Origin of the sequence: Azospirillum himalayense (genome assembly GCF_042657465.1) — a bacterium.
Lineage (GTDB): Bacteria > Pseudomonadota > Alphaproteobacteria > Azospirillales > Azospirillaceae > Azospirillum > Azospirillum himalayense.
This window is the reverse complement of the sequence record NZ_JBHSLC010000096.1, coordinates 37,794-63,569: the sequence shown is the minus strand read 5'-3', so window position 1 is coordinate 63,569 and position 25,776 is coordinate 37,794. Positions and strand designations below refer to the sequence as shown.

The following is a 25,776-nucleotide window of genomic DNA, read 5'->3' as shown; positions in this document are numbered from 1 at the left end:
TTCCCAAAGGACCTTCCGTCATGCCTCTTCTCTCCCGTGACTCGCTCGCCGCCGGCGCCGTCGATGTGGCGCACACGGCGGGCGCCCCGCGGCTCCCCGTCACCGTCCTTCAAATCGGCGACGGCAACTTCCTGCGCGGCTTCGTCGATTGGATGGTGGACGTCGCCAACGGCGCCGGGCTGATGAGCGCCGGGGTCGCCGTCGCCCAGCCGCTGGACCAGGGCGTCGCCGGTCTTCTGACCGCGCAGGAGGGGCTTTACACCGTCCTGCTGCGCGGCATCGAGCAGGGCAAGGAGGTCGAAACCCGCCGGGTGGTGAGCTGCGTGTCCGAGGCGCTGAACCCCTATGCGGAGTGGGACCGCATGCTGGCCCTCGCCACGTCCCCGGCGTTGCGCTTCCTGGTGTCCAACACGACGGAGGCCGGCATCGCCGACGTGACGGAGCCCTACACCCCCGGCACCTGTCCGCAGAGCTTCCCGGCCAAGGTCGCGGCCCTTCTGCACGCCCGCTTCACCGCGCTGGGCGGCACGCCGGAGAGCGGCCTCGTCTTGCTGCCCTGTGAACTGATCGAGGCCAACGGCGCCAAGCTGAAGCGGATCGTTCTGGCCCACGCCAAGCGCTGGGGCCTGGAGTCCGGCTTTGCCGCCTGGGTCGAGGCGCACAACCACTTCCTGAACACGCTGGTCGACCGCATCGTCCCCGGCTACCCGCGCGACGAGGCCGCGACACTCGCCGCAACGTGGGGCTATGAGGACCCGCTGGCCGTGGCCGGCGAGCCCTTCCATGTCTGGGTCATCGAAGGCCCGGCGGCACTGGCCGAGGAGTTCCCGCTGCACAAGGCCGGGCTGAACGTGGTCTGGACCGACGACTTGAAGCCCTACCGCACCCGCAAGGTGCGCATCCTGAACGGTGTCCACACCGCCGGCGCGCTCGCCGCCTTCGTGGCGGGGGTTGACACGGTGAAGGGCATGATGGACGACGCCACCCTGTCCGCCTACCTGAACACGGTGATGTTCGGGGAGATCGTGCCCTTCGTCCCGCTGCCGGACGCCGAGCGCCAGGACTACGCCCGCACCATCATGGAGCGCTTCGGCAACCCCTACATCCGGCACGAGCTGATCGCCATCTCGCTGAACTCGGTGTCGAAGTGGCAGGTCCGCGTCCTGCCCAGTCTTAAGGATTACGCCGGCGCCCATGGCGAGGCGCCGGACGGCCTGTCCTTCTCGCTGGCCGCCCTGCTGCGCTTCTACAAGGGCACACTGGCGGCGGACGGCACGTGCAGCGGCAGCCGTGATGCCGGCCCCTACCCGATCCGCGACGATGCGGCGGTGCTGACGGCGCTGTCCGGCGCTTGGGCGGCGCATGGCGGCGACCCGGTGGCGCTGGTGAACGCCGTGCTGTCCAACGCCGCGCTGTGGGGCGAGGACCTGACCCGCATCCCCGGTCTGGCCCACCGCGCCGCCGCCCATCTGGCGGTGATCGAGGAGCGCGGCATGCGCGGCGCTTTGGAAGCCCTGGTGAGCTGATTTAACCCTCTCCCCTCCGGGGAGAGGGTGGCCCGCAGGGCCGGTGAGGGGGATGCGCGTGGCACTAACGTCCGGCACACGTGCAACCCCCTCACCCTAACCCTCTCCCCGGAGGGGAGAGGGGAACGCCCCATGCCCGCAATCGCTATATACCTTCGCGTACAACGGCCTGTTGACAGCGTCCATCCAGCGCAGTATCCGAACCGATACAGCGTCGGGCGAGTCACCATTCCGCAACGAACCGAAGGAACCGTGTCCATGCGTTTGAAAGCCCTCGCCCTCGCCTTCGGGCTGCTGGCCCTCCAGACCGCCGCCCAGACCGCCGCGGCGGCCCAGGATCTCCACGCCTATGTCGGCGCCGGTCTCCGCCCGCCGGTGGACGCGCTGATCGAGGAGTTCCGCAAGGAGACCGGGATCGCCGTGACGGCCGAGTATGGCGGGTCGGGCCAGCTTCTCGCCCGCTTCGCCGAGACGAGAACCGGCGACCTGTTCATCCCCGGCACGACCTTCTACACCGACAAGCTGAAGGAACTGGACGCCGTCGCCGACCTCAAGGTGCTGGTGGTGCACGGCCCGGTGCTGGCCGTGGCGCCGGGCAAGGCCGAGGCGATCCGCGGTTTCGCCGACCTCGCCAAGCCGGGCGTCCGCGTCGGGCTGGGCGACCCGCAGGCGATGGCGCTGGGCCGCACGGCGGAGGACATCCTGGACAAGTCCGGCCAGGGCGAGGCGATCCGCCGCAACGTCACCGTCCGCGCCGCGACCGTGAAGCAGCTCGCCCTCTATGTGCTGGACGGCAACGTGGACGCCGCCATCATCGGCGCGTCGGAGGCCGCGCAGAATCCCGGCAAGCTGTCGGTCCTCGCCATCCCGCCGGTGTGGTACGAGGCCGAATACGCCCCCGTCGCCGTGCTGAAGACCAGCGCCGCGCCGGACGCCGCCAAGCGCTTCGCCGACTTCCTGGCCTCGGACGCCGGCCTTGCCACCTTCCAGCGCTTCGGCTTCCCGCCCGCCCCGAAGATGTGACGGATGGGCTTCGCCGCCCTGCTGGTCCTGCCGCTCGCCATTGTCGCGCTGACGATCGCGGGCGTGCTGGGCGCCCTTCTGGCCCGCCTGCCCCCGGACGATCTCTGGGCCGCCCTGACCGCGGCGGAGACCCTGTTCGCGCTGCGGCTGTCGGCGCTGACCTCGGTCGCGGCGCTGGGGATCGCGCTGGCCCTTGGCCTGCCGGCGGCCTACCTGATGGCGCGGCGGCGCTTTCCGGGGAAGGTCCTGCTCGACACGCTGCTCGACGTGCCGCTGGTCATGCCGCCGCTGGTCGCCGGGCTGGGGCTGCTGTTCCTGCTCGGCCGCAACGGGCCGGCTCCCGCGCTGGGGATGGAGCTGCTGTTCTCCCCCGCGGGCGTGGTGGTGGCGTTGGCCTTCGTGTCCACCGCGGTGGTGGTGCGCACCGCCACAGCCGCCTTCCGATCCGTCGACTGTGGCTACGCCGTCGCGGCGCAGTCGCTGGGCGCCTCCCCCTGGACCGTGTTCTGGCGGGTGGAGCTGCCGCTGGCCGCCAGGGGCATCGCGGCGGGCGCCGTGCTGGCCTGGGCGCGGGCGCTCGGCGAGTTCGGCGCCACGCTGATGGTCGCCGGAGCCACCCGCCTGAAGACCGAGACGCTGCCCATGGCCGTCTTCCTCAACATCGCGACGGGGGAGACCGGCATCGCCGTGGCCTGCGCCCTCCTGCTTCTTGCGGCGGCGCTGCTGATGCTGGTGGCGATGCGGCTGCTCGGCGCGCGGCGAAACGACCGGTTCAGCCGCGGGTCCGCAGCCGGTTGCGGACCCGCTTGAGCGGCTGCTTCAGCTCCATGGCGTCGAGCAGTCCCACCGCCGCCTGCCGCAGCGACGCGGCGGCGCCCTTCATCGCCCGGACAGGACGGGGTTCGGAACGATCAATATCCGGTTGGATGGCGCGCACCCGCTCCTTCAGCCGCTCCAGCCACTCCCCCTCCACCGCGTGCTGGCGGGCGTAGTCGAGGATGGAGCGGAGTTCCGCCGCCTGCGGCTCGTTGCGCACGGGAATGCCGGCGATGCGCGCGGGGTCCAGCGGCCCATCGAAGCACTCCGGGGCGGCCACCCCGGCGGCGGCGAAGTTCATCCGGGTGCGCACGCATTTCTCGCACACGCCGCAGTTCCGGAACTGCTCCGCCCCCTCCCAGCAGACGCGCAGGGAGCGCACCGCCTCCGGATGGGCGGCGACCGCCGCGGCCTTCTCCGTTCGGGAATAGGCGGCCCCGTCGTGGACGATGGAGAAGCCGTCGCCGGACAGCAGATGGTCGGCGATCGGCGTGGTGCCGTAGGGGATGACCAGCGCGTCATACGGCTTGGTGCTGCCGATCAGCCCGAACTCGAATTCCGCCCCATAGAGATGCAGACAGGCCGCCAGTTCCGCCGCGTGGGAATCCTGCCAGTTCTGGAGATGCAGTTCCTTGCTGTTGGTCCGCACCACGCGCAGATCCAGCCCGACCAGCTCGCGGAAGGGCCGGGTCCGCTCGACCAGCCGCTCGAAATCCTCGGGCCGGTCCAGCTCCACGTCGAAACCGTGCACCATCAGCAGCGCGCCGACGGTGTGGCGCCGCTCCGGCGGCAGGAGAAGCCGGTGGCGCAGGATGGTGAAGGTGCTGTCCAGCCCGCTGGAATAAGCGGCGATGGCCCGGCGCCCCGGCTTGGGCGCGGTGCGGTCGACGACCGTCTCCGGGATGATCTCGACCGTGCGGTAGCGGTCGGGACGCCAGCGCCGCCACATCCCCTGGAGCGTGTCGATGTTGTGCAGCGCCATGCGGGTCAGCGGCCCGTGGACATGGACGGGAAGGCCCCGCTGCATGGCATGGAACAGGACGGCCATCACCGTCCCGTCCATCGGCCGGTCCGCCGCGGTCCCGGCCGGGTCCTCGAACTCGTAGACCACGCGGTGCCGGCGGCGGGCGCCGTCCTCGGACAGCAGGACGGTGCGGCGGACCAGACCGCCGCTCGCCGTCTCCTCGACTCCGATGTGCAGCCCCTTTCCCGCCATACCCGCCGACGCCCTCTTCAGCCCGTGTTCCGGGATGACAGACGGATGCGGGGCGCAAACGTTCCCGGGGTCCTTACCGTTTCCAATCGGCGAGCCAGCTGTCGATGTAGTTGGTCAGCTTGCCGTAGGAGTTGTCGCGCACCTGCACCGGCAGCCCCATCATCAGGGCCAGCAGCATCCCGTGCAGGCGGTTGGTGACCACGGCGTTGGCCGCGCCGAAATGGGCGACGGCCTTGCGGACCAGCCGGTCGCGGATGGGATACCAGCCGCGCAGCGGGTCGGCGGGCAGCGGCACCGTGTCGTCCAGCCGGATCAACCGGGCGGCCAGCGCGAAGCCGGCGAAATCCTCCGGCCCGCACAGATCCTCCCAGTCGAAGACCGGCGAGTCCTGGCGCAGCCAATGGCGGCCCGCGCATTCCTGGTCGCGCCGGGCCATGACGAGCAGGGTCGTGTCGTGGGCCGGGCGCACCGGCGTCAGCCGCGTCGGATAGCGCGTCAGGTAATGGGCGAGGTCCGGCACCTGGATCGCCCGTTCCCCCAGAAAGGGCCGCACCAGATCGAGCGACGGCGCGTCGCGCGCCATGAAGACCAGATCGCGGTGGGCCGCCCAGCGCTTCATGTCGTGGCGCAGCCGGTCGCGGTCGCGGTAGTAGACGGTCTGCGGCAGCAGCACGATGCGGCTGGACGGAAAGCTCTCCAGCACCTTCTGCCGGAACGTCTCGTGATGGGGGTAGAGGTCGCCGAAATTGCCGCCGCCGTGCAGCAGGATCGCCGCCTGCCCGTCGCGTTGGCGGCGCAGCAGGCGCCGGGCGTTGCCCAGCGTCACCCGATCACGGATCTCCACCCCGCCGTCGGCGAACAGGGCCTCCGCCGCCTGGTTGATCAGCAGGTCCCCGACGTTCAGATGGACCGGAATGTCCGCATAGACGGCCGGTCCGCTGCCCAGATGCGGCAGAACCAAGTCCCGCACCCGCAGCGACAGCGCCTCCAGGGCCGCAAGGTCCGGGTCCAGCCACAGGTCCGCCGCACCGGCGGCGGCACCGCCGGCAGACCCACCACCAGACCCGGCGGCCGCGCGCCCCCCGGCGCCGCCGTCATAACACCACGTATCCATGGCCAATGGCCGCCCCCGCAGAAGATTGGTCCCGGAACATTGGTTGCCGCCCCCGGAGATGGAAGAGAAGTGACACGTCCCGGTCCAATGTGAATGGGAGTGATGCGTGAAAGTTCGCTCCCAAAGGAATGCGCCTGGATTTGCCGGTTTCATCCGTCCGAACCGGCAGGGGGCTTTTGCGGTAACCGTTCCGGCGCGGTCGTGCCGCGCCGGAATATTCGTGTTCATATGGTTTGTTCGCACACCAATTCGGTCATCATGCCCGTCGCCATGTGCAGCAGGTTGTGACAGTGCAGCGGCCAGCGCCCAGGATTGTCGGCGTCGAAGGCGATGGTGGCGGAACCGTTCATCGGCACCAGCACCGTATCGCGCACCGCCCCGGCCAGCGCCGTCCCGTCGAGCGCGGTCACCTGGAAATGCTGGCCATGCAGGTGCATCGGGTGGGCCATCGGGCTTTCGTTGACCATGGTGACGGTCACCCGCTGCCCTTTGCGTACGGTCAGCGGCCGATGCTCACCGAAGGCGCGGTCGTCGATGGTCCAGACATAGGGGGCCATGCCACCGGTCAGCCGAATGGTGAAGGCGGCATCCGTGGGGCGCGGCGCCAGGGGGGCGAGCGCCGTCAGCCGCCGCTCCAGCGACAGGTCCACCGGGCCGGCGGCGCCATCCGCAAGGCCGGCGGTCTTGCCCACCGTGGCGCCGGGGGTGGCCAGGATGATGCCGGTGCGCTGACGCTCCCCCTCCCGCTGCGCCAGGATGGGGAAGGCGCCGCCCCCGGCGGGAAGCTGGAGGAGGATGTCCAGCCGCTGGCCCATGACCATACCGAAGCGCCGCCCGCTCACCGGCTGCACCGGGTTGCCGTCCGCCGCGACCACCGTCCCGTCGAGGGCTCCGAGGTCGATGTGGAAGGCCGTGGAGGTCGCCCCGTTGATCAGCCGCAGCCGGACCCGCCCGCCGCGCTCCACCCGCACCACCTCCGGGTCGTCGAGCGTGCGGTCGTTGGCGAGATAAGCGTCATACTCCACGTCGTTGAGGTCCATGGCGGCCATGGTCATGCCACCCATCCCTTTCATATTCGAGTGGTCCATCATCGGCATGGCGCCGCCATGCCCGCTGCCATGGCCTCCGTGGCCGCTTCCATGCCCGCCACCGTGATCCATGCCACCATGATTCATGGTCCCGCCGGTCAGCCCGGCGAGGACCTCGGCGGGATCCTTGAAGGTGAAATCGTGCAGCAGCACGGTGACCTCCTGCGCGTCCTCGCGCCGGTCTTCGACGGTGCGGACGATCAGGGGGGCCGCCATCAGCCGCTGCTCCTGAAGGCCATGGTGTGAGTGCATCCAGTGCGTGCCCGGCCGCGGCTCGAAATCGTAACCCTGGCTGGCGCCGTCGCGGATCAGCGGGCGGTTCGCGTCGGCGACACCGTCCTGGGCGTAGGGCGGGGTCATGCCGTGCCAGTGGATGACGGCGTCCTCCCCGGCCCGGTTCGCCAGATCGACCAGGAAACGCTGCCCCGGATCGAGGAACAGGCCGGAGGTGCCGTCCGGCTGGCGGATGCCGAAGACGGAGGCGGGTTTGCCCATCACCTCCAGCACGCGCCGCTCGACGGCGAGGCGGAGGGGTGCTGCGGCCCATGCGGGGCGCACGGCCGCGGGAAGGAGGGTGGACAGGCCGCCCAGCGCGGCGGCCGAAGCCGCCGACGCCAGGAAACGGCGGCGGGTCTGAAGAATCGTCATGATGCGATGGTCCGTTTTTGCGAAATGCCGGCCCGGAGCGCGCGGTAAAGGCGCACCTCGGGCATGGAGTCCGGTCAAACGGCCAAGCGCGGTGGTCTGAGGGCCGGCGGCGGGCCGATTCCCTCCGGCAACAGGCCGGCGGGCCGGAAGCGCGCGGACACGCGGAGCGGCGGCGTCGGAAAGGCCGTCGCGGTGGCGATGCCCGACAGCATCATTGGGCAGGTGCCGCCACAGGACAGCCCGTTCCTGCCCGCGCAGGCGTCGTCCGTCGGGGGCGCGTGGTCGGCATCGCCCATCCAGACGCCCGCGACCGGGATTGGAGTCGCGGATGCGGATTGGGTCTGATCGTGCGCCTGACCATGGGCGCCGGAATGGACATGCGCCTGCGCGGGGGACGGAGCGAACAGCACCAGCGCGGCCAGCATCAGCAGCCCCATCAGCAGCAGCCTGATCGACATCATCCCACCAAGGGTGCACCCACCCCGCGCCATCACCGTTTCCCGTTCCTGCATCGGCATCACGGCTCACAGTCTCCACCTTCCAGCGGCGGGAAGGTCAAGCGCAAATTCGCACTGACGCCACTGGTTGTAGGGAACCCGCTCTGGACAGCCTGACCGCGCCGTGATATCTCCGGCTCAGCAAAGTGAGTTAGTGCTCACTTATGGATTAGGGTTAATCATGGGACGGCTGGACAACTCGGCCCGGCGCGCGGCGATCATCGACGCGGCCCTTCCGCTGTTTGCGCGCAAGGGATTCGCCGCCACCACGACGAAGGAGATCGCGCAGGCCGCCGGCGTGTCGGAAGCGCTGATCTTCAAGCATTTCCCCAGCAAGGCCGCCCTTTACGAAGCAATCTTCCGCTCCTGCGTGGACGGGGACGAGGATCTGGCGAAGCTGCTGGCGATGCCGCCGAGCACGGAGACGCTCGCCGCCTATGTCCAGGCGATGGTGAGCTGCTATGTCAGCGAACTGCCCAGCGACCGCGACACCATGCTCCCCCGCTACCGGCTCTACTTCATGAGCCTGCTGGAGGACGGAGAATTCGCCCACATGGTGCGCCGCTGGATGTCGGAGCACATCGCGCCGCCCTTCGTGGCCTCGCTGCACGCCGCCCGCGACGCCGGAGACCTCATCCCCTCGGCTCCGGTGACGGAGAACGCCTTCTGGCTGGCCGAGATGCTGGGCTCCACCCTGGCCACCATCCACCTGCCGCCGACGCCGCTCGTCCCTTCCCTGGCCGAGCCGCGGCGCACCATCCGCGACGCGGTCGCCTTCATCCTGCGCGGCCTTGGCCTGCGGGAGGCGGTGGTCGCCCTTTACACGCCTTTATTGCATTGCACCCAATCAACAGAACCAGAACCGACCTGTTCGAGAGAGGCTGATCGTGACGAGTGACATCGACCATTCCGCTCGCGCGCCAGAGCGGACCACCGCACGCCGTCCGGTCACCCGCGGGCGGCTGGCGTTCCGCATCATCATCATGGCCGTCATCCTGGCCGTGCTGTTCGGCGGCCTGTACGCCTTCAACAACTTCCGGAACAAGGCCATTGCCGATTTCTTCGCCGGCAACAAGCCGCCGCCGACCCCCGTCTCGGTCGCCGAGGCGACGGCGCAGTCCGTTCCCAAATACACCACCGCCATCGGCACCCTGACCGCCAGCCGGCAGGTCACCGTGGCGCCGGAGGTGGTCGGGCGCGTGACCCAGATCTTCTTCGAATCGGGCGCCCGCGTGAAGGCCGGCGCGCCGCTGGTGCAGCTCAACGACGCTCCGGATCAGGCCGACCTCCTGGCCTACCGCGCTCAGGCGAAGCTGGCCGAGAACAACCTGCAGCGCGCCCGCAACCTGCTGCGCAACCAGGCCGGCCCGCAGGTCACCGTGGACCAGAACCAAGCCCAGCTCGACGAGGCCAACGCCAACATCAAGAAGACCGAGGCGCTGATCGCCCAGAAGCTGATCCGCGCCCCCTTCGACGGCGAGTTGGGCATCCGGCAGGTGAATGTCGGCGAGTATGTCAGCGCCGGCGGCCCCGTCGTCACGCTGACCGACCTCGCCAACCTGTTCGTCGACTTCACCCTGCCCGAGCAGGCGCTGAGCCAGATCCGCGTCGGCCAGCCGGTGCTGATCTCCGCCGACGCCGCCCCCGGCGCCAACTTCGACGCGGTGATCTCGACCATCGAGCCGCAGGTCAGCCCGGACACCCGCGCCATCAAGGTGCGCGCCACGCTGCAGAACCCGGAGCGCAAGCTGCTGCCCGGCATGTTCGCCAACATCCGCGTCGTCCAGCCGCCGGCCGCGAACCGCATCGTCGTTCCGGAAACCGCGGTGGACTACACGGTCTACGGTGACAGCGTCTTCGTCGTCGCGGCCCAGAAGGACGGCGAGGGCAAGGACGGCCATGTCGCCAACCGCGTCCCGGTCAAGACCGGCGACCGCTTCGACGGCAAGGTGGAGATCCTCGACGGGGTGAAGCCCGGCGACCGGGTGGTGTCCTCCGGCCAGCTCAAGCTGAACAACGGCGCCGCCGTGGTGCCGACGGAAGCGAGCGCGCTGGTGCCGCCGCAGACCGTTCCGCGCAATTGAGGACCCGGCCATGTCATTCACCGACATCTTCATCCGGCGGCCGGTCCTGGCTCTGGTGGTCAGCCTGCTGATCCTGCTGGTCGGCGTCCGCTCGCTGACGGATCTGCCGATCCGGCAGTATCCGGAGTTGCAGAACACCGTCATCACCATCACCACCTCCTACCCCGGCGCCTCCCCCGACCTGATGCAGGGCTTCATCACGACGCCCATCGAGCAGGCGGTGGCGACCGCGGAAGGCATCGACTACATCACCTCCTCCTCGACCCAGGGGGTGAGCCTCGTCACCGCCTACATCCGGCTGAACTTCAACCCCAACGTCGCGATGACCGACGTGATGTCGAAGGTGCAGCAGGTCAAATACCAGCTTCCGCGCGAGGCCAACGACCCCGTGATCCTGAAGTCCACGGGCGAGACGACCTCCATCCTCTACATGGGCTTCGCCAGCCCGGAGCTGTCCGGGGCGGCCATCTCCGACTATCTGACGCGCGTCGTGCAGCCTCTGCTGTCCACCGTCTCCGGCGTCGCCGAGGCGCAGATCCTGGGCGGCCAGACCTTCGCCATGCGCGTCTGGCTCGACCCCGACCGGATGGCCGCGCGCAACATCGCCGCCGCCGACGTGCGGGCGGCGATCCAGGCCAACAACTACCAGTCCGCCCCCGGGCAGGCGAAGGGTGTCTTCGTCGTCTCCAACATCACCACCAACACCGGCCTGACCGACGTCGAGCAGTTCCGGCAGATGGTGGTGAAGTCCAAGGACGGCGCGCTGGTCCGCATGAAGGACATCGCCGAGATCGATCTGGGCGCGCAAAGCTCCGACGCCAGCGTGTCGATGAACGGCCAGCAGGCGATCTTCATCGGCATCAACTCCACGCCGACCGGCAACCCGCTGACCATCGTGGAGGATATCCGCAAGCTGGTGCCGGAGCTGGAGCGCAACCTGCCGCCGTCGCTGAAGATGGAGATCGTCTACGACTCCACCCGCTTCATCCAGGCCTCCATCGACGAGGTGCAGAAGACGCTGCTGGAGGCGGTCGGCATCGTCATCGTGGTGATCTTCCTGTTCCTGGGCTCCTTCCGGTCGGTGCTGATTCCCATCGTGACGATCCCGCTGTCCATCGTGGGTGCGGCGACGATCATGCTGGCGATGGGCTTCAGCCTGAACCTGCTGACGCTGCTCGCCATGGTGCTGGCCATCGGCCTCGTGGTGGACGACGCCATCGTGGTGGTGGAGAACGTCCACCGCCACCTGGAGGAGGGAAAATCACCCGTCGAATCCGCGCTGATCGGCGCGCGGGAAATCATCGGGCCGATCATCTCCATGACCATCACGCTGGCCGCGGTCTACGCCCCCATCGGCTTCCTCGGCGGGCTGACCGGCGCGCTGTTCCGTGAGTTCGCCTTCACGCTGGCGGGGTCGGTCATCATTTCCGGCGTGGTGGCGCTGACGCTGTCGCCGATGATGTGCTCCCTCCTGCTGACCCGCGACATGAACGAGGGCCGCTTCGCCCGCTTCGTCGACCGCACTTTCGAGAAGCTGTCCGGCTGGTACGGGCGGCGTCTGGGCGGCGCGCTGGACTACCGGGCGGCGACCCTGCTGTTCGGCTTCGGCATTCTGCTCAGCGTCGGCTTCCTCTTCGCCAACACCATGTCGGAGCTGGCGCCGGAGGAGGACCAGGGCATTCTGTTCGGCATCACCAAGGGGCCGCAGTACGCCAACCTCGACTACATGGACGCCTACGGCCGCGAGATGGACGAGGTGTTCACCCACTATCCGGAGACCGACACCCGCTTCGTGCTGAACGGCATGCCGACCCTGACCCAGGGCTTCGCCGGCATGATCCTGAAGCCATGGGACGAGCGCACCCGCAGCGCCAAGGAGCTTCAGCCGCTGGTCCAGGCCGATCTCGGCAAGGTGTCCGGCACGCAGGTGTTCCTGGTGTCGCCGCCCGCCCTGCCCGGCTCCACCGGCGGCCTGCCGGTGCAGATGGTCATCAACAGCCCCGGCGACTACCAGACCATCTTCAACGCCATGGAGCGCATCAAGACCGCCGCCATGGAAAGCGGCATGTTCATCGTCACCGACAGCGACCTGCAATTCAACAGCCCGGTCATCCGGCTGCACGTCGACCGGTCGAAGGCGGCGGACCTCGGCCTGTCCATGCAGTCGATCGGCGACACGCTGGCGGTCCTGGTCGGCGGCAACTACGTCAACCGCTTCAACCTGAACGGCCGCTCCTACGAGGTCATCCCGCAGGTGCCGCGCGACAAGCGCCTGACGCCGGAGACGCTGACCCGCTACTACGTCACGGCGGGCAACGGCGCGCAGATCCCCCTGTCCACCGTCGTCTCGATCGAGATGGCGACGGAGCCGAACGCCCTGACCAAATACAACCAGCTTCCCTCCGCGACCTTCTCCGCGGTGCCGATGCCGGGCGTGACGATGGGCCAGGCCGTGGAGTTCCTGGAGCGGCAGGCCCGCGAGGTCCTGCCCGCCGGCTTCGGCCATTCCTACCTGTCGGAGTCGCGCCAGTACGTGACCGAGGGCAGCCAGCTCATGGTCACCTTCGTCTTCGCGCTGGTGGTCATCTATCTGGTGCTGGCCGCGCAGTTCGAATCGCTGCGCGACCCGCTGGTGATCCTGATCTCGGTGCCGATGTCGATCTGCGGAGCACTGCTGCCGCTGTTCTTCGGCCTGTCCACCATGAACATCTACACGCAGGTGGGTCTGGTGACGCTGATCGGCCTGATCAGCAAGCACGGCATCCTGATGGTGGAGTTCGCCCGCGAGATGCAGATCAACGAGCGGGTGGACCGCCGCACCGCCATCGAGCACGCGGCCCGCGTCCGTCTGCGCCCGATCCTGATGACCACGGCGGCGATGGTGGTGGGCCTCCTGCCCCTGCTGACCGCCGCCGGCGCCGGTGCGGCCAGCCGCTTCTCCATCGGTCTGGTGATCGTGTCGGGCATGCTGATCGGCACGCTGTTCACGCTGTTCGTCCTGCCGGCGGTCTATACCGTGCTGGCCAAGGACCACTACGCGGCGTCGGTCTCCCGCCGCGCGCGGGAGATCGCGGCGGCCTCGCAGTAAGCGTCGTCATACCGTAGCCTCTTCAAAAAAAGACCCCCTCGCCTTGCACGGGCGAGGGGGTCTTTTTCTTTGCCGGCCCGCCTTATCGGGGCAAGGCGGCGGCCACGGCGGCGGACAGCGGCGTGGTCGGGCGCCCGATCAGCGCCGAAAGCTGGTGTCCATCGTCGAACAGCGCGCCCTTCGACGCGTCGGCGTCCCAGGAGGCGATGCCCTTCGCGAAGGCCTCGGGAAGGCCGAAGCCGGCGAGGATGGCGGCGTAGTCCGCTTCCGGCAGGTTCCGGTAGGGGATGTCCTTGCCGGACTGGCGGGAGATTTCCGCGGCCAGCTCGGCCAGCGTCACGGCCTCGTCGCCGGCCAGTTCGTAGATCTTGCCCTCATGGCCGGTGCCGGTCAGCACCGCCACCGCCGCGTCGGCGTAATCGGCGCGCGTGGCCGAGGAAATTTTCCCGTCGCCAGCGCTGCCGATGAAGGCGCCCCCGGCCAGCGCCGCGCCGACCGAACCGGTGTGGTTCTCCGTGTACCAGCCGTTGCGCAGGATCGTGAAGGGGATGCCCGACGCCTGGATGTCCGCCTCCGTCACCCGGTGCTCCTCGGCGAGGCTCAACGGCGAGCGGTCGGCGTGGAGCAGGCTGGTGTAGACGATCCGGCCGACGCCCGCTGCCTTCGCGGCGTTGACGACGTTGCGGTGCTGCGCCGCCCGCTGCCCGATTTCGTTCGACGAGATCAGCAGCAGCGTGTCGACTCCGGCCAGCGCGCGGGAGAGCGCGTCGGGGTTGCCGTAATCGGCTTCGCGGGCCTCGACCCCCAGGTCGGCGGCCTTGGCGGGGGAGCGCACCAGAGCGACAATGCCGGAGGCCGGAACCGTCTCCTTCAGGCGGGCGATGATGAGGCGGCCAAGCTGGCCGGTGGCACCGGTGACGGCGATGGTCATGGTCGGGTGTCCCGTTTGCGGTTGGGTGGTGACCACCTACCTAAGCCACTTGCTTACTTTTCGTAAGTACGTACATAAATGTAAGTATGAAGATTTTTCCTGCGGGAGAACGGCGATGCCGGAACCGGACGATGACTACATTCCGCTGCCGCTGTCGGAGCGCATGCAGCGCGGCGATCTGATGGCCGCGGCCTGCCCCTCGCGGGAGGTGCTGAAGCACGTCACCAGCCGCTGGGGCGTCCTGGTTCTGATCGCCCTGGAAAGCGGAACGCTGCGCTTCAGCGAACTCCGCCGCACCATCGGCGGGGTCAGCGAGCGGATGCTGGCCCAGACGCTGCAATGGCTGGAGGGCGACGGGCTGGTCAAACGCACCGCCCATGATGTGGTGCCGCCCCATGTCGACTACAGCCTGACGCCGCTGGGGCGGGAAGCCGCGGAGAAGGTGCGCCTCCTCGCCGACTGGATCGAATTCAACCTGCCGCGGATCGCCGAAGGCTGGGCAGACCGCCAGAACGCCGCCGTGGACTGACCCGTCCCACAAAAAAGCCGCCGGACGCGAGGGGGTGCGTCCGGCGGTGCCGCATGTTCAGGAGTTGGGCTCAGCCGGCCACGGCCGCCTCTTCGGTCGCCGCGGCTGCCGTCACCCCCAGCCGCTTCGCGATGCCCGCGCCATAGGCGGGGTCCGCCGCGAAGAAGTGCCTCAACTGGCGCCGCTGGATGAAACCCGGCGCCTCCCCCAGCGAGTTGGCGATGGTGTCCATCAGCCGCTCCTGCGCCTCCGCCCCGATCAGGCGGAACAGAGCGCCGGCCTGGGCGTAGTCGTCGTTGCCCTCGCGGTGGTCGTAGCGGGCGGCATCGCCGGAGATGCGCAGCGGCGGTTCGGCCACCGCGCGGTTCTGCACGGGCCCGCCGAAGCTGTTCGGCTCGTAGTTCGGGCTACCGCCGCCGTTGCCGTCGAAGCGCATGGCGCCGTCGCGCTGGTGGTTGCGGACCTCCGCGGCGTGCGGGCGGTTGACGGGCAGCGCCTGATGGTTGGCGCCCAGCCGGTAGCGGTGCGCGTCGGCGTAGGCGAACAGCCGGCCCTGCAGCATCTTGTCCGGGCTGAAGGAAATGCCGGGCACGACGTTGGCCGGGCTGAAGGCGGCCTGCTCGACCTCGGCGAAGAAGTTCTCCGGGTTGCGGTTCAGCACCAGCTCGCCGACCTCGACCAGCGGGTAATCGGCGTGCGGCCACACCTTGGTCACGTCGAACGGGTTGATGCGGCAGGTGTCGGCCTCCACCTCCGGCATGATCTGCACCGAGACGGTCCAGGCCGGGAAATCACCGTCGCGGATGGCGGCGAAAAGGTCGCGGGTGGCGTGGTCGGGATCGACGCCGGCCATGCGCACGGCCTGATCCGCCGTGAAGTTCTGGATGCCCTGGCGGGTCTTGAAGTGGACCTTGACCCAGAAGCGCTCACCCGCCGCGTTGATCCATGAGAAGGTGTGGCTGGAGAAGCCGTCCATGTGGCGGTAGCCGCGCGGCGTGCCGCGGTCGCTGAACAGGATCGTCAGCTGGTGCATCGTCTCCGGCGACAGCGAGAAGAAGTCCCACACCGCGGTCGGGTCCTTCAGGTTGGTCGCCGGGTTGCGCTTCTGCGTGTGGATGAAGTCCGGGAACTTCAGCGGGTCGCGGATGAAGAAGACCGGCGTGTTGTTGCCGACCAGATCGTAATTGCCGTCCTCGGTGTAGAACTTGACGGCGAAACCACGCGGGTCGCGCTCGGCATCGGCGGAGCCCTTCTCGCCGCCGACGGTGGAGAAGCGCAGGAACACCTCCGTCTCCTTGCCGACGTCCGACAGGAACTTGGCCGCGGTGTAGGGCGTCACGTCCCGGGTCACCCGGAAGACGCCGTAAGCGCCGGCCCCCTTGGCGTGCACCACCCGCTCCGGAATGCGTTCGCGGTTGAAGTGGGCCAGCTTCTCGATCAGGTGGAAATCCTGCATCAGCACCGGACCGCGCGGGCCGGCGGTCAACGAATTCTGGTTGTCGGCGACGGGGATGCCGGCTCCCGTTGTCAGGCCAGCGGTGGTCGGGGTGCTCATGGCTCAACTCCTTTTTGCGTTTCTTATCGGCCGTCGTCTTGTCGGTCGGCGCGACCGCTTTGCCCCCTGGTTATCCCGCCGCTTCGTTGATATATCCAAGACATCGTTTCAAATGCTTCGATAGCATGATCCTATGAATCTCGCCGGCCTGTCCCTTCGCGATCTGGAATATGTGGTGGCGGTGGCCGAACAGCGTCATTTCGGCAAGGCGGCGGAGCGCTGCTCGGTCAGCCAGCCGTCGCTGAGCGCGCAGATCCGCAAGCTTGAAGACCTGCTCGGCATCCCCCTGTTTGAGCGGACGAGCCGCCGCGTGCTGCCCACCCCGCAGGGAGAGGTGGTGATCCGCCAGGCCCGCGTCGTCCTGGAGGAGGCGCGCCGCCTGCTGGCGCTCGCCCGCGGGACAGCGGGGGTCTTGCACGGTCCGCTCGCCATCGCGGCGATCCAGACGCTTGGCCCGTACCTGTTTCCCCACGCCCTGCCCGCGATGCGCCGGCACCTGCCCGACGTCCAACTCGTGCTGTCAGAGGGCCGCACCGACGGCCTGCTGGAGGAATTGCGGGAGGGGCGGCTGGACGCGGTCCTGCTCGCCCTGCCCGTCGAGGCGGAGGGACTGACCTGCGACGCGCTGTTCTTCGAACCCTTCGTGCTGGCCCATCCCACCGGCCACCGGCTGGAAAGCCTGCCCTCCATCGCCCTGGCCGACCTCGACCCCGGCGAGTTGGTGCTGCTGGAGGAGGGGCATTGCCTGCGTGATCAGGCGCTCGCCGCCTGCGGCGCCACCACCCGCGGCATGCGCCACGCCACCGGGTTGGAGACGCTGCGCCACATGGTCGCCAGCGGCACCGGCTACACGCTGATGCCGCGGCTGGCCACGGGGAATGGGGAGGCGGCGACGGTGGGTGGCTTGGTCGCCTACCGCAACTTCCAGGGCGACCCGCCCGGCCGCATCATCGGCTTGGTCTGGCGGGCCAGCGACCCGCGCGCCGCCGGCTTCCGCGCGCTCGCCCAGAGCTTGCGCGACGCCACCCCGCCCGGCCTGCGCCGGATCGACGGCTCAGCCGACGCCTGACTCCGGCTCCGCCATGAAGGCGAGGTGGTGCAGGACGATCCCGCTGGTCGTGGCGACGTTCAGGGAATCGAAATCCGGCGCCATGGGGATGCGCACCGTCCGTGTCCGCGCCAGGACGGACGCCGGCAGGCCGGGCCCCTCCGACCCCAGCAGCAGCGCCGCCCGCTCCGGACGGTGCAGGCCCGCCAGGGTCACCGCCCCCGCCGGGCTCAGCGAGAGGACGGCGAAGCCTTGCCGCTCCAGCAGGGCGACCGGGTCGGTTCCCGCCGGAATCCGGACGAAGGGCACACGCAGCGCCGCGCCGACCGACACGCGGATGGCCTTGCGGTAGAGCGGGTCGCAGCAGCCGGAATCGAGCAGCACCGCGTCCACCCCGAAGGCCGCCGCGTTGCGGAAGATGCCGCCCACATTGTCGTGGTTGCCGATCCCGCACAGCATCAGGACGGTCGCCCGCGGCCCCAGCCCGGCCAGCAGCGCGTCCGGCTCCGGCATCGCCGCCGCCCGCCCCAGCCCCAGGATGCCGCGGTGCAGGGGGAAGCCGGCGATGGCGTCCAGCACCTCCTGCCGGGCGCTGTAGACCGGCACCCCTGCGGGCAGCGAGTCGAGCACCGGCACCAGCCCGGCGATCCGTTTCTCCGCGATCAGCAGCGACAGGGTCTCATGGCGCGAGGCGGTCAGCAGGGTCCGCAGCACCACCGCTCCTTCGGCGATGAACCGCCCTTCCCGCCCCACGAGGTCGCGCTCCTTCACGTCGCGATAGGCGGCGATCCGCGGGTCGTTCGGGTCGTCGATAGGGATGATGGAAGGGGGGATGATGGCTGGCATGGGCGCCTGTGTAGCGCCCCTGCCGTCCCATCGGAAGTCCGGAAAGCGCGGGGCCGGTGTGAAGGGGGCCACTTCCCCACCGGCCAAAGCCCGTTAGACAGGACCGGCAACGCGGGGCGGCAGTCCCCGCCCGAACGGAGGAACCGCCCATGCCGACCCTGTCCACCGTCCGCGCCTTGGGCGCAACCCTGCCGAAGTCACTCGCCGCCCTGCTGGGAGCCTGCCGCAGCTTGAAGGAGCGCCGGAGGCAACGGGCCGCCACCCCCGACCGCCTTGACGACCGATTGCTGAGGGACATCGGCGTCAGCCGCAGCGACCTGATGGCGGCCGAGCGCCTGAAGAAACCGCACCGGCGCAACGAGGGCCGCTAAAAACGAGGGCCGCTGAACCGGCGCTTACGGTTTGCCCGCCGGAGTCACCCGCAGGATCTCGCCCCGGTTCTCGTCGGTCAGCAGATAGAGCGCCCCGTCGGGACCCTGGCTGACCTGCCGGATGCGCTTGCCGAGGTCGCGGAACATGCGCTCCTCGTGCTTGACCGTGTTGCCGTCGAGTTCGAGCCGCACGACCTCCTTGGTCGCCAGCCCGCCGTTGAACAGGCTGCCCTTCCAGCCCGGCACCGTGTCCGCCGTGTAGAAGGCCATGCCGGAGGAGCCGATGACCGGAGTCCATTGGTACACCGGTTCCTCCATGCCGGGCGCGCTCGACTTGCCCGTCCCGATTGGCGTCCCGTTGTAGTTCACGCCGTAGGACACCACCGGCCAGCCGTAATTCTTCCCCGGCTCCGGCACATTGACCTCGTCGCCGCCGCGCGGGCCGTGCTCGTTGATCCACAGCGCGCCGGTCTGCGGGTTCAGGGCGGCGCCCTGGATGTTGCGGTGGCCGTAGGACCAGATTTCCGGCAGCGCGCCGGACCGGTTCACGAAGGGGTTGTCGGCGGGCACGGAGCCGTCGCGGTTGATCCGCACCACCTTGCCCAGATGCGAGTCGAGATCCTGCGCCTGCGTCCGGAACCGCTCCAGCGAGCGTTCGCCCAGCGTCACGTAGAGATGGCCCTGCCGGTCGAAGACCAGCCGGGACCCGTAGTGCATCCGGCTTTCCACTTTGGGCTTCTGCGAGAAGATCACCCGGACGTCGGTCAGGGCGGTACCGTCGGCGTTCAGCGCGCCGCGCGCCACGGCGGTGGAATTGGTGCCGTCCTCCGATCCGGGCTCGGAGAAGCTGAGATAGACGAAGCGGTTCTGCGCGAAATCCGGGTCCAGCGCCACATCGAGCAGGCCACCCTGCCCGCGGTCGTCGACCTTCGGCACACCCTTCACCGGGGCGGACACCGAGCCATCCGGCGCCACGATGCGCAGCCGGCCGTCCTTCTCGGTCACCAGCATCCGCCCGTCGGGCAGGAAGGCAAGTCCCCAGGGATGGCTGAGGCCGCTGGCGACGGTCTTCACCGACACCATCGCCTTTTCGGTTTTGAACACCTTGTCCACGGCGCTCGCGTCGGTGACGCTCAGGCAAGCCGCAAGGGTGGTGGCGGTCATCAGGGCGGCGGTTCGGCCCATGCGCATTCCTCGTCCTCCCGCATCGTCGCTGTCGATGGGTAGGTGGGGGCGCCACCGCCACGAACAAGACGCCCGGCCCCATGTCACCCCCATTCCCCCGATCCTTTGATCCGCTCTCCCGCCTGAACCTGACCGGCTCTCCCGATACGCCTCCGATCCATGACCGGGCCCGTCGGGACCACAGCCACCCCAGGCTCCGGTGACGGAGGACGGAGCGCCCCTTGAAGCCTCGTTGGCGTCGGCCTGAAAACAGGAGGGCCAGAAATGGGAAAAGCCAGCAACCCGTCGGGGTTGCCGGCTTTATGATGGTGGAGCCAAGGAGGATCGAACTCCTGACCTCTACAATGCCATTGTAGCGCTCTCCCAGCTGAGCTATGGCCCCACTATAACCTCAGACCAACACAAGAGGTGTTGGTGCGCTTGGAGGGACTCGAACCCCCACGGCCTTTCAGCCACTAGGACCTGAACCTAGCGCGTCTACCAATTCCGCCACAAGCGCGTCGTCTACTCTTGCACCCCGCATCTCTTGGGGTGACGCGGGAGCGCTGATATAGCCGTGCCGATAGCGGGGCTCAAGCGAAATCGACACGACTCCGTCACTTTTTTGCAAGACCGCGGAAGGGAGCACCGAGCCCCCTACTCCGCCGCCCCGGCGTGGCGCATCCGGCCGGCGTTGGCCGCCCCCGCCTCGCCGCCCATCCCGGCCAACACCTCGGCCGCGCCGCGGGCGATGTGCAGCGTGCGCTGCGGCAGCGGGAAGTCGATTCCCAGCTCGATGAAGCGCGCCTTCATGCGGCCGTTGAACTCCCGCCCGACGTTCCACTGCTGGATGGGCAGCGTCTTGATCCGCGCCTTGATGACCGCCGCGGACTCCTGGAAGGAATCGACGCCCAGCACCTCCAGCGGCTCCAGGATCAGCGGCGCGAAGCGCGGGTCCTTGCGCAGCTCGTCGCCGATGCCGTGCAGCACGGAAACCACGCGGTCGGCGTTCTCGTGATAGGGGATCGCCACGTCGAACACGTAGTAGCTGAAGTCCTTCGTCATGTTCGACACGCTGGTGACCGCGCTGAAGGGGATGGTGTGGACCGTCCCGTCGAAGTCGCGCAGGCGGATCGTGCGGATGTTCATCCCCTCCACCAGACCGCCCTTGCCGCCGACATTGACGACATCGCCGACCGAGATGGTGTCCTCGAACAGGATGAACAGGCCGGTGATGACGTCCTTGACCAGCGTCTGCGCACCGAAGCCGACGGCGAGGCCGACCACGCCGGCACCGGCCAGCAGCGGCCCGATGTTCAGCCCCAGCTCCGACAGGGTGATCAGCGTGACCAGCGTCAGCAGCACCACCAGCAGGGCGCTGCGCAGCAGCGGCAGCAGGGTGCGCACGCGCGCGCTGCGCTGGATGGCCCGCCCGTTGCGGTCCGTCGTCGCCAAATGGCGCTCGATCAGCCCGTTGGTCACCTCCCACACGGCGAGCGCGATGGCGCCGACCAGCAGGAGCGACAGGCCCGACGCCACGATGCGCAGGCCAATGGCCGTCTGCAGCCAGCCCCAGACGTCCAGCCCCCAGGCGCTCAGCACCAGCAGCCCGCCCAGCACGGCCACCGCAGCGTGCAGCAGCCGCGCCATCGGGGCGACATAGCGGCGCAGCCGCCCCGCCGCCCAGGCCGAATGCCCGCGCCGGCGGTCCATGCGCTCCAGGATCGCCGCGGCGGCGCGGGTGATCCCCCGCCCGATCAGCCGCGCGATGCCGGCGACGACCAGAGTCACCGCCGTCGCCTGGACCACGAACAGCAGCCCGCCGCTGATCTCCAGCGCCCAGATGCCGAACAGCACGATGATGTAGAGGATGGCGATGGCGTGCCAGACGTCGGCCACGCGGCGGCCGGCGGCGCGCAGCATCCGCCCCGCTCCGGCGGCCCGCCGTCCGGGCGGAACCGGCGACACCACGTCGGACAGCGGCTGCGCCGCCGCGATCCCGCCGCGCAGGCGTGCCGCCACCGCCTCCCGGCTCTGCAGCACCAGCACCGCCAGCATGACGGCGACGACCAGACCGACCAGCGTGACCAGCGCGCTGTGGCTCTGCGCCGGCAGGCCGAGCCGCCGCGCCGCCTCGGCCAGGAACAGGCCGTAGAGCGTGGTGATGGCGATGGTCCGGCACCAGCGCAGCAGCCGCAGGGCCGAGCCGTCGCTCATCGGGATCAGCCGCAGGTTGGGTGAGGCCGGGGCCAGCAGCGCCCGGACCACCAGAAGCACGATCTGCACGAAGATGCTGGCGTTGAGGAAGGTGACGCCCAGCACCCGCACCACCGGCGGCGGGTCGAACAGCGCCAGCACGCCGAAGCCGGCGGCGGCGAAGGCCACGATGGGCGCCAGATCGAACAGCGAGCGCACCAGCAGCAGCGGCACCTTGGCGAGGGTCGAAGGGATAGGCCGCGCCGCCAGCATGGCGCGCGGGCGCCGCAGCGTGCGGATGGCGATCAGCCGGGCGCCCTGCCCGACGACCACCACCAGCACCAGCTCGGCGACCAGCCAGCCCCAGGCGGCGCGCTGCGCCGGGTCGGAAACCTGCCGCTCCAGCCAATGCAGCCCCTGCGGCGCGTTCAGCAGGGCGTCACCGGCCAGCGCGGCCTCCTGCCCCAGCCCGTCGAGCCGGTTCGACAGCAGCGTGAGCAGGCGGGTGCCGATCCCCTCCGGTTCCGCCGGAACTGTGGCGGCCTCCGCCTGCTCCAGGGCGCGAAGTTGGCCGAGCAGGGCGGCGCGGCGCTCCGGGTCCTCCAGCGTCTGGCGCAGGCGGGCGATCTCCTCCGGGTTGGGGGCCGCCTCGGCCTGGGCCGGCGGGGTGGGCGTCGGGATCTGCGCCGACGCCGGGGTCGCAATGCCCCCAAGCGCGGCGGTCAGCAGGAGAAGAAGGGCGAGAAGGCCGCGCAAGGCGCGGAAGCGGGCGGCGGAAAGCCGTGGGGCACGGTCGTCGGAAGTCATCGTCCTCTGGCGGTTCCGGTTGTCGGGAAAGACCTTTGGAGCGGTCCGGTTCACGGGTCCAACCCAGGCCAACAGCGCCGGGCGCGGTTTGTCTTGCAACGCAGCAACCGCGACATTTTGTCCGGCGCACCGCCCGACCGGCCGCCCGCTCTTGCGCTCTCATCTAATATACTAGTATATATCTCGGCGAACACCGGAAGCGCCCGCGCCTTGCCGCGGCGGGCCGCCCGATCCGGCGCCCCCTTTCCAACCGGCCCTGGCCGGCGCCGCCCCTGATCCCATCGAGGGCCGCGAACACCAGCGGAGAACAGCATGTCCGTGAAGGTAGCGATCAACGGTTTTGGCCGCATCGGCCGTCTGGTTCTGCGGGCCATCTACGAGAGCGGCCGCAACGACGTGGAGGTCGTGGCGATCAACGACCTGGCCGACCTCAAGGCCAACGCCCACCTGCTGAAGTACGACAGCGTCCACGGCCGCTTCCCCGGCACCGTGGAGGTCAAGGACGGCGCCTTGATCGTCAACGGCCACTCGATCAAGGTCGTGCAGGAGCGTGACCCGGCCAAGCTGCCGTGGAAGGATCTGGGCATCCAGATCGCCATGGAATGCTCGGGCATCTTCACCAAGCGCGCCGACGCCGCCAAGCATCTGGAGGCGGGTGCCGAGAAGGTGCTGATCTCCGCCCCGGCCACCGACGAGGACATCACGGTGGTCTACGGCGTCAACCACGACCAGCTCAAGGCCGATCACCGCATCGTCTCGAACGCCTCGTGCACGACGAACTGCCTGGCCCCGGTGGCCTTCGTGCTGAACAACCTGATCGGCATCGAGAAGGGCTTCATGACGACGATCCACTCCTACACGGGGGATCAGCGCATCGTCGACACCAACCACAAGGACCTGCACCGCGCCCGCGCCGCGGCGCTGAACATGATCCCGACCTCGACCGGCGCCGCCAAGGCGGTGGGCAAGGTGCTGCCCGAGCTGAAGGGCAAGCTGGACGGCACCGCCATGCGCGTGCCGACGCCCAACGTCTCGGTGGTCGACTTCAAGTTCACCGCCAAGCGCGCCACCTCGGTGGAGGAGATCACCAAGGCGATCGCCGAGGCCGCCAACGGCCCGCTCAAGGGCATCCTGGGCGCCTACACCGAGGATCTGGTCTCCACCGACTTCAACCACGACCCGCACAGCTCGATCTTCGCGCTGAACGAGACCAAGGTCATCGACGGCAACTTCGTCCGCATCATGACCTGGTACGACAACGAGTGGGGCTTCTCCAACCGCATGAGCGACACCGCCGTCGCCATGGCCAACGCCAAGTAAGGGCGGAGCCGCTTTTGCCCCCACCCCGGCCCTCCCCCGCTCACGCAGGGGAGGGAGTGTATCGCGAAGCGGCGGCAGTCCCCTCCCCTGCGAAGCGGGGGAGGGATAGGGTGGGGGCAAGGCGGCTCTCGTCCCCTCAGAAACTAAAATACCAGTTTTCAAACCCCGCTTTTTTGAAAACACCCTCTGAAGGAGCCCTGGCATGTCCCGGACCTCCGACCCGCCGACCGCGCGCATCGCCGCCCTGGAGCGCGACGCCGACGCCCTGCGGCGGGCCTTCCTGACCACGCCGGTCTTCGCCCTGGACGACCACGGCCTGCACGCGCACTTCGAGGATTTCGGCCGCACCGCCCTCGCCCTCTTCCGGGAAACCGCCCGGCTGGACGGTGGCGAACAGTCCATCCTGCGCATCGAAGCCGCCTACCACCGCGTCCACGAGGCGCTGCAAGCCGTTGCCACGCTTGCACTTTCCGACACGGCAGCGGCGCTTCCGGCGCACGGGAACGGCCGCGCCGAGCCGTCATCCCACGACCTGCGACAGAGTGTCATCCGACGGGATACGCAGTTCTCCTGACTTGCCTCGCAGCGCTAATATACTAGTATTCACCCCATCGACGGCGCGATCCTTGGTCAGGCCCGACGGCCACCGGACCAGCACCGCCCCCGCAGGGGATGCGCGGCATGCTCCCCCTCCATTCGCCGCAACCGGCAGCCGCTACCGCGGCCATTCCATCGACGGCCCAGTCGGACCGCCCCAGGAGTACCGACTATGAACATCAAATCCCGGATCGACCGCATCCCCGGCGGGATGATGATCCTTCCCCTGTTCCTCGGCGCCTGCCTGAACACCTTCGCGCCGAACACGGGCAAGTTCTTCGGGTCCTTCACCAACGGCCTGATCACCGGCACCCTGCCGATTCTGTCCGTCTGGTTCTTCTGCATCGGCGCCAGCATCAGCCTGAAGGCCACCCCGCTGGTCCTGCGCAAGAGCGGCGTGCTCGTCACCGTGAAGATCCTCACCGCCGCCACCATGGGCATCATCGCCTCCTGGTTCATCCCGCACGAGGGCGTCAGTTCGGGCTTCTTCACCGGCCTGTCGGTGCTGGCGATCATCGCCGCCATGAACGACACCAACGGCGGCATGTACATGGCGCTGATGCAGCAGTACGGCACCAAGGAGGAATCCGGCGCCTTCTGCCTGATGTGCCTGGAATCCGGCCCCTTCATGACGATGGCGACGCTGGGTCTGGCCGGTCTGGCCGCCTTCCCCTGGCAGACCATGGTCGGCGCCCTGCTGCCCTTCCTGGTCGGCTTCGCGCTCGGCAACCTGGACCAGGAGTTCCGCAAGTTCTTCGGTCAGGCCGTGCCGGTGATGGTGCCCTTCTTCGCCTTCGCGCTCGGCAACAACCTGAACTTCGCGGTCATCCTGAACACCGGTTTGCTCGGCATCGTCCTCGGCCTCTCGGTCATCGCCATCACCGGCTTCACGCTGGTCGTCGCCGACATCCTGCTCGCCAAGGGCAACGGCACCGCCGGCATAGGCGCCGCCTCCACCGCCGGTGCCGCCGTGACGGTCCCGCCGATCATCGCCTCCATCGAGCCGAGCTTCGCGCCGAGCGCCCCGGCCGCCACCGCCCTGGTCGCCACCAGCGTCGTCGTCACCTCGCTGCTCACGCCGATCCTGACCGCCTGGTGGGCCCGCCGGTTCGGCGTCCTCTCCCCGCGCTATCTGGCCGCCCAGAAGGCCACCCAAACGGACGCCCTGCCGGCCCAGCCCGCCCCCGCCGAGTGACGGCGACCGACTGAGCGCCGCTTCATCCCAGGCAAAAGCCGGAGATTGCGGACCCCGTGATTTCCGGCTTGCACCGCGACACTGATATACTAATATGCTCCATAGGACCGGCCGAGC

At 69.1% G+C, this 25,776-nt stretch carries 21 protein-coding genes and 2 tRNA genes; 12 read left to right on the top strand and 11 right to left on the bottom strand.

All coding sequences use genetic code 11. The features are described from left to right. Positions 1-20: 20 nt before the first annotated feature. From ACFPMG_RS27090 to ACFPMG_RS27080, 3 genes are all read left to right on the top strand, one after another. Positions 21-1,526 carry a tagaturonate reductase gene (locus tag ACFPMG_RS27090; RefSeq protein ID WP_376998325.1) on the top strand — a complete coding sequence of 502 codons (1,506 nt, stop codon included), beginning with the start codon at positions 21-23 and terminating at the stop codon, positions 1,524-1,526. 258 nt (positions 1,527-1,784) lie between these two features. Then, complete coding sequence (modA, locus tag ACFPMG_RS27085) at positions 1,785-2,549, top strand: molybdate ABC transporter substrate-binding protein (RefSeq protein WP_376998324.1); 765 nt, start codon at positions 1,785-1,787, stop codon at positions 2,547-2,549. A gap of 3 nt (positions 2,550-2,552) precedes the next feature. Beyond that, entirely contained in the window at positions 2,553-3,359 is an 807-nt protein-coding gene (locus ACFPMG_RS27080; RefSeq protein ID WP_376998323.1) for an ABC transporter permease, read from the top strand. On the opposite strand, the gene ACFPMG_RS27075 is transcribed toward ACFPMG_RS27080, so the two are convergent. From ACFPMG_RS27075 to ACFPMG_RS27060, 4 genes are all read right to left on the bottom strand, one after another. Next, positions 3,322-4,581: a hypothetical protein gene (locus ACFPMG_RS27075; RefSeq protein WP_376998322.1), complete on the bottom strand. Its 1,260-nt coding sequence runs from the start codon at positions 4,579-4,581 to the stop codon at positions 3,322-3,324. The genes ACFPMG_RS27080 and ACFPMG_RS27075 overlap by 38 nt on opposite strands. Before the next feature lie 73 nt (positions 4,582-4,654). Continuing rightward, complete coding sequence (locus ACFPMG_RS27070; RefSeq protein WP_376998321.1) at positions 4,655-5,695, bottom strand: polysaccharide pyruvyl transferase family protein; 1,041 nt, start codon at positions 5,693-5,695, stop codon at positions 4,655-4,657. Between the two features lie 224 nt (positions 5,696-5,919). Then, on the bottom strand, positions 5,920-7,431 hold the full coding sequence (locus ACFPMG_RS27065) for a multicopper oxidase family protein (RefSeq protein WP_376998320.1): 1,512 nt from the start codon (positions 7,429-7,431) through the stop codon (positions 5,920-5,922). Between the two features lie 74 nt (positions 7,432-7,505). Further along, entirely contained in the window at positions 7,506-7,892 is a 387-nt protein-coding gene (locus ACFPMG_RS27060; RefSeq protein ID WP_376998319.1) for a hypothetical protein, read from the bottom strand. Between the two features lie 217 nt (positions 7,893-8,109). On the opposite strand from ACFPMG_RS27060, the gene ACFPMG_RS27055 reads away from it, so the two are divergent. The 3 genes from ACFPMG_RS27055 to ACFPMG_RS27045 are packed head-to-tail and all read left to right on the top strand — an operon-like array spanning position 8,110 to position 13,100. Next, positions 8,110-8,826 (top strand): TetR/AcrR family transcriptional regulator, encoded by a 717-nt coding sequence (locus ACFPMG_RS27055; RefSeq protein ID WP_376998318.1) that lies wholly within the window; start codon positions 8,110-8,112, stop codon positions 8,824-8,826. Next, a complete protein-coding gene (locus ACFPMG_RS27050; RefSeq protein WP_376998317.1) occupies positions 8,816-10,012 on the top strand; it encodes an efflux RND transporter periplasmic adaptor subunit in 1,197 nt (398 codons plus the stop codon). Before ACFPMG_RS27055 ends, ACFPMG_RS27050 begins: the two co-directional genes overlap by 11 nt. A 10-nt stretch (positions 10,013-10,022) precedes the next feature. Further along, positions 10,023-13,100 (top strand): MexW/MexI family multidrug efflux RND transporter permease subunit, encoded by a 3,078-nt coding sequence (locus ACFPMG_RS27045; protein ID WP_376998316.1) that lies wholly within the window; start codon positions 10,023-10,025, stop codon positions 13,098-13,100. A gap of 82 nt (positions 13,101-13,182) precedes the next feature. Here the strand turns inward: ACFPMG_RS27045 and ACFPMG_RS27040 are convergent, their stop codons facing one another. Next, positions 13,183-14,031, bottom strand: coding sequence for an SDR family oxidoreductase (locus ACFPMG_RS27040; RefSeq protein WP_376998315.1), 849 nt, complete (start codon positions 14,029-14,031; stop codon positions 13,183-13,185). A gap of 115 nt (positions 14,032-14,146) precedes the next feature. Between ACFPMG_RS27040 and ACFPMG_RS27035 the strand changes: the two genes are divergently transcribed. Further along, positions 14,147-14,560: a winged helix-turn-helix transcriptional regulator gene (locus ACFPMG_RS27035; RefSeq protein ID WP_376998314.1), complete on the top strand. Its 414-nt coding sequence runs from the start codon at positions 14,147-14,149 to the stop codon at positions 14,558-14,560. Positions 14,561-14,630: 70 nt separating this feature from the next. On the opposite strand, the gene ACFPMG_RS27030 is transcribed toward ACFPMG_RS27035, so the two are convergent. Continuing rightward, positions 14,631-16,115, bottom strand: a complete 1,485-nt coding sequence (locus ACFPMG_RS27030) for a catalase (protein WP_376998313.1) — start codon at positions 16,113-16,115, stop codon at positions 14,631-14,633. Between the two features lie 133 nt (positions 16,116-16,248). Here ACFPMG_RS27030 and ACFPMG_RS27025 point away from each other — a divergent pair, with 133 nt between their 5' ends. Beyond that, positions 16,249-17,184, top strand: coding sequence for a LysR substrate-binding domain-containing protein (locus tag ACFPMG_RS27025; protein ID WP_376998312.1), 936 nt, complete (start codon positions 16,249-16,251; stop codon positions 17,182-17,184). Here the strand turns inward: ACFPMG_RS27025 and ACFPMG_RS27020 are convergent. Then, positions 17,170-18,009: a TrmH family RNA methyltransferase gene (locus ACFPMG_RS27020; RefSeq protein ID WP_376998311.1), complete on the bottom strand. Its 840-nt coding sequence runs from the start codon at positions 18,007-18,009 to the stop codon at positions 17,170-17,172. The genes ACFPMG_RS27025 and ACFPMG_RS27020 overlap by 15 nt on opposite strands. Before the next feature lie 149 nt (positions 18,010-18,158). On the opposite strand from ACFPMG_RS27020, the gene ACFPMG_RS27015 reads away from it, so the two are divergent. After that, on the top strand, positions 18,159-18,380 hold the full coding sequence (locus tag ACFPMG_RS27015; protein ID WP_376998310.1) for a hypothetical protein: 222 nt from the start codon (positions 18,159-18,161) through the stop codon (positions 18,378-18,380). 24 nt (positions 18,381-18,404) lie between these two features. Here ACFPMG_RS27015 and ACFPMG_RS27010 read toward each other — a convergent pair whose 3' ends face one another. The 4 genes from ACFPMG_RS27010 to ACFPMG_RS26995 form a co-directional block, all read right to left on the bottom strand. Continuing rightward, complete coding sequence (locus ACFPMG_RS27010; protein WP_376998309.1) at positions 18,405-19,571, bottom strand: PQQ-dependent sugar dehydrogenase; 1,167 nt, start codon at positions 19,569-19,571, stop codon at positions 18,405-18,407. A gap of 300 nt (positions 19,572-19,871) precedes the next feature. Then, a tRNA-Ala gene (locus ACFPMG_RS27005) sits at positions 19,872-19,947 on the bottom strand. Positions 19,948-19,977: 30 nt separating this feature from the next. Further along, positions 19,978-20,064: transfer RNA gene (locus ACFPMG_RS27000), tRNA-Leu, on the bottom strand. A gap of 137 nt (positions 20,065-20,201) precedes the next feature. Continuing rightward, positions 20,202-22,547, bottom strand: coding sequence for a mechanosensitive ion channel domain-containing protein (locus ACFPMG_RS26995; RefSeq protein WP_376998308.1), 2,346 nt, complete (start codon positions 22,545-22,547; stop codon positions 20,202-20,204). Positions 22,548-22,859: 312 nt separating this feature from the next. Here ACFPMG_RS26995 and gap point away from each other — a divergent pair, with 312 nt between their 5' ends. The 3 genes from gap to kdgT all read left to right on the top strand — a co-directional run bounded on the left by gap (position 22,860) and on the right by kdgT (position 25,659). After that, positions 22,860-23,867, top strand: coding sequence for a type I glyceraldehyde-3-phosphate dehydrogenase (gene gap, locus ACFPMG_RS26990; RefSeq protein ID WP_376998307.1), 1,008 nt, complete (start codon positions 22,860-22,862; stop codon positions 23,865-23,867). 202 nt (positions 23,868-24,069) lie between these two features. After that, positions 24,070-24,441, top strand: a complete 372-nt coding sequence (locus ACFPMG_RS26985) for a hypothetical protein (RefSeq protein WP_376998306.1) — start codon at positions 24,070-24,072, stop codon at positions 24,439-24,441. 195 nt (positions 24,442-24,636) lie between these two features. Continuing rightward, positions 24,637-25,659 carry a 2-keto-3-deoxygluconate transporter gene (kdgT, locus tag ACFPMG_RS26980; protein WP_376998305.1) on the top strand — a complete coding sequence of 341 codons (1,023 nt, stop codon included), beginning with the start codon at positions 24,637-24,639 and terminating at the stop codon, positions 25,657-25,659. The last annotated feature ends 117 nt before the right edge of the window (positions 25,660-25,776 follow it).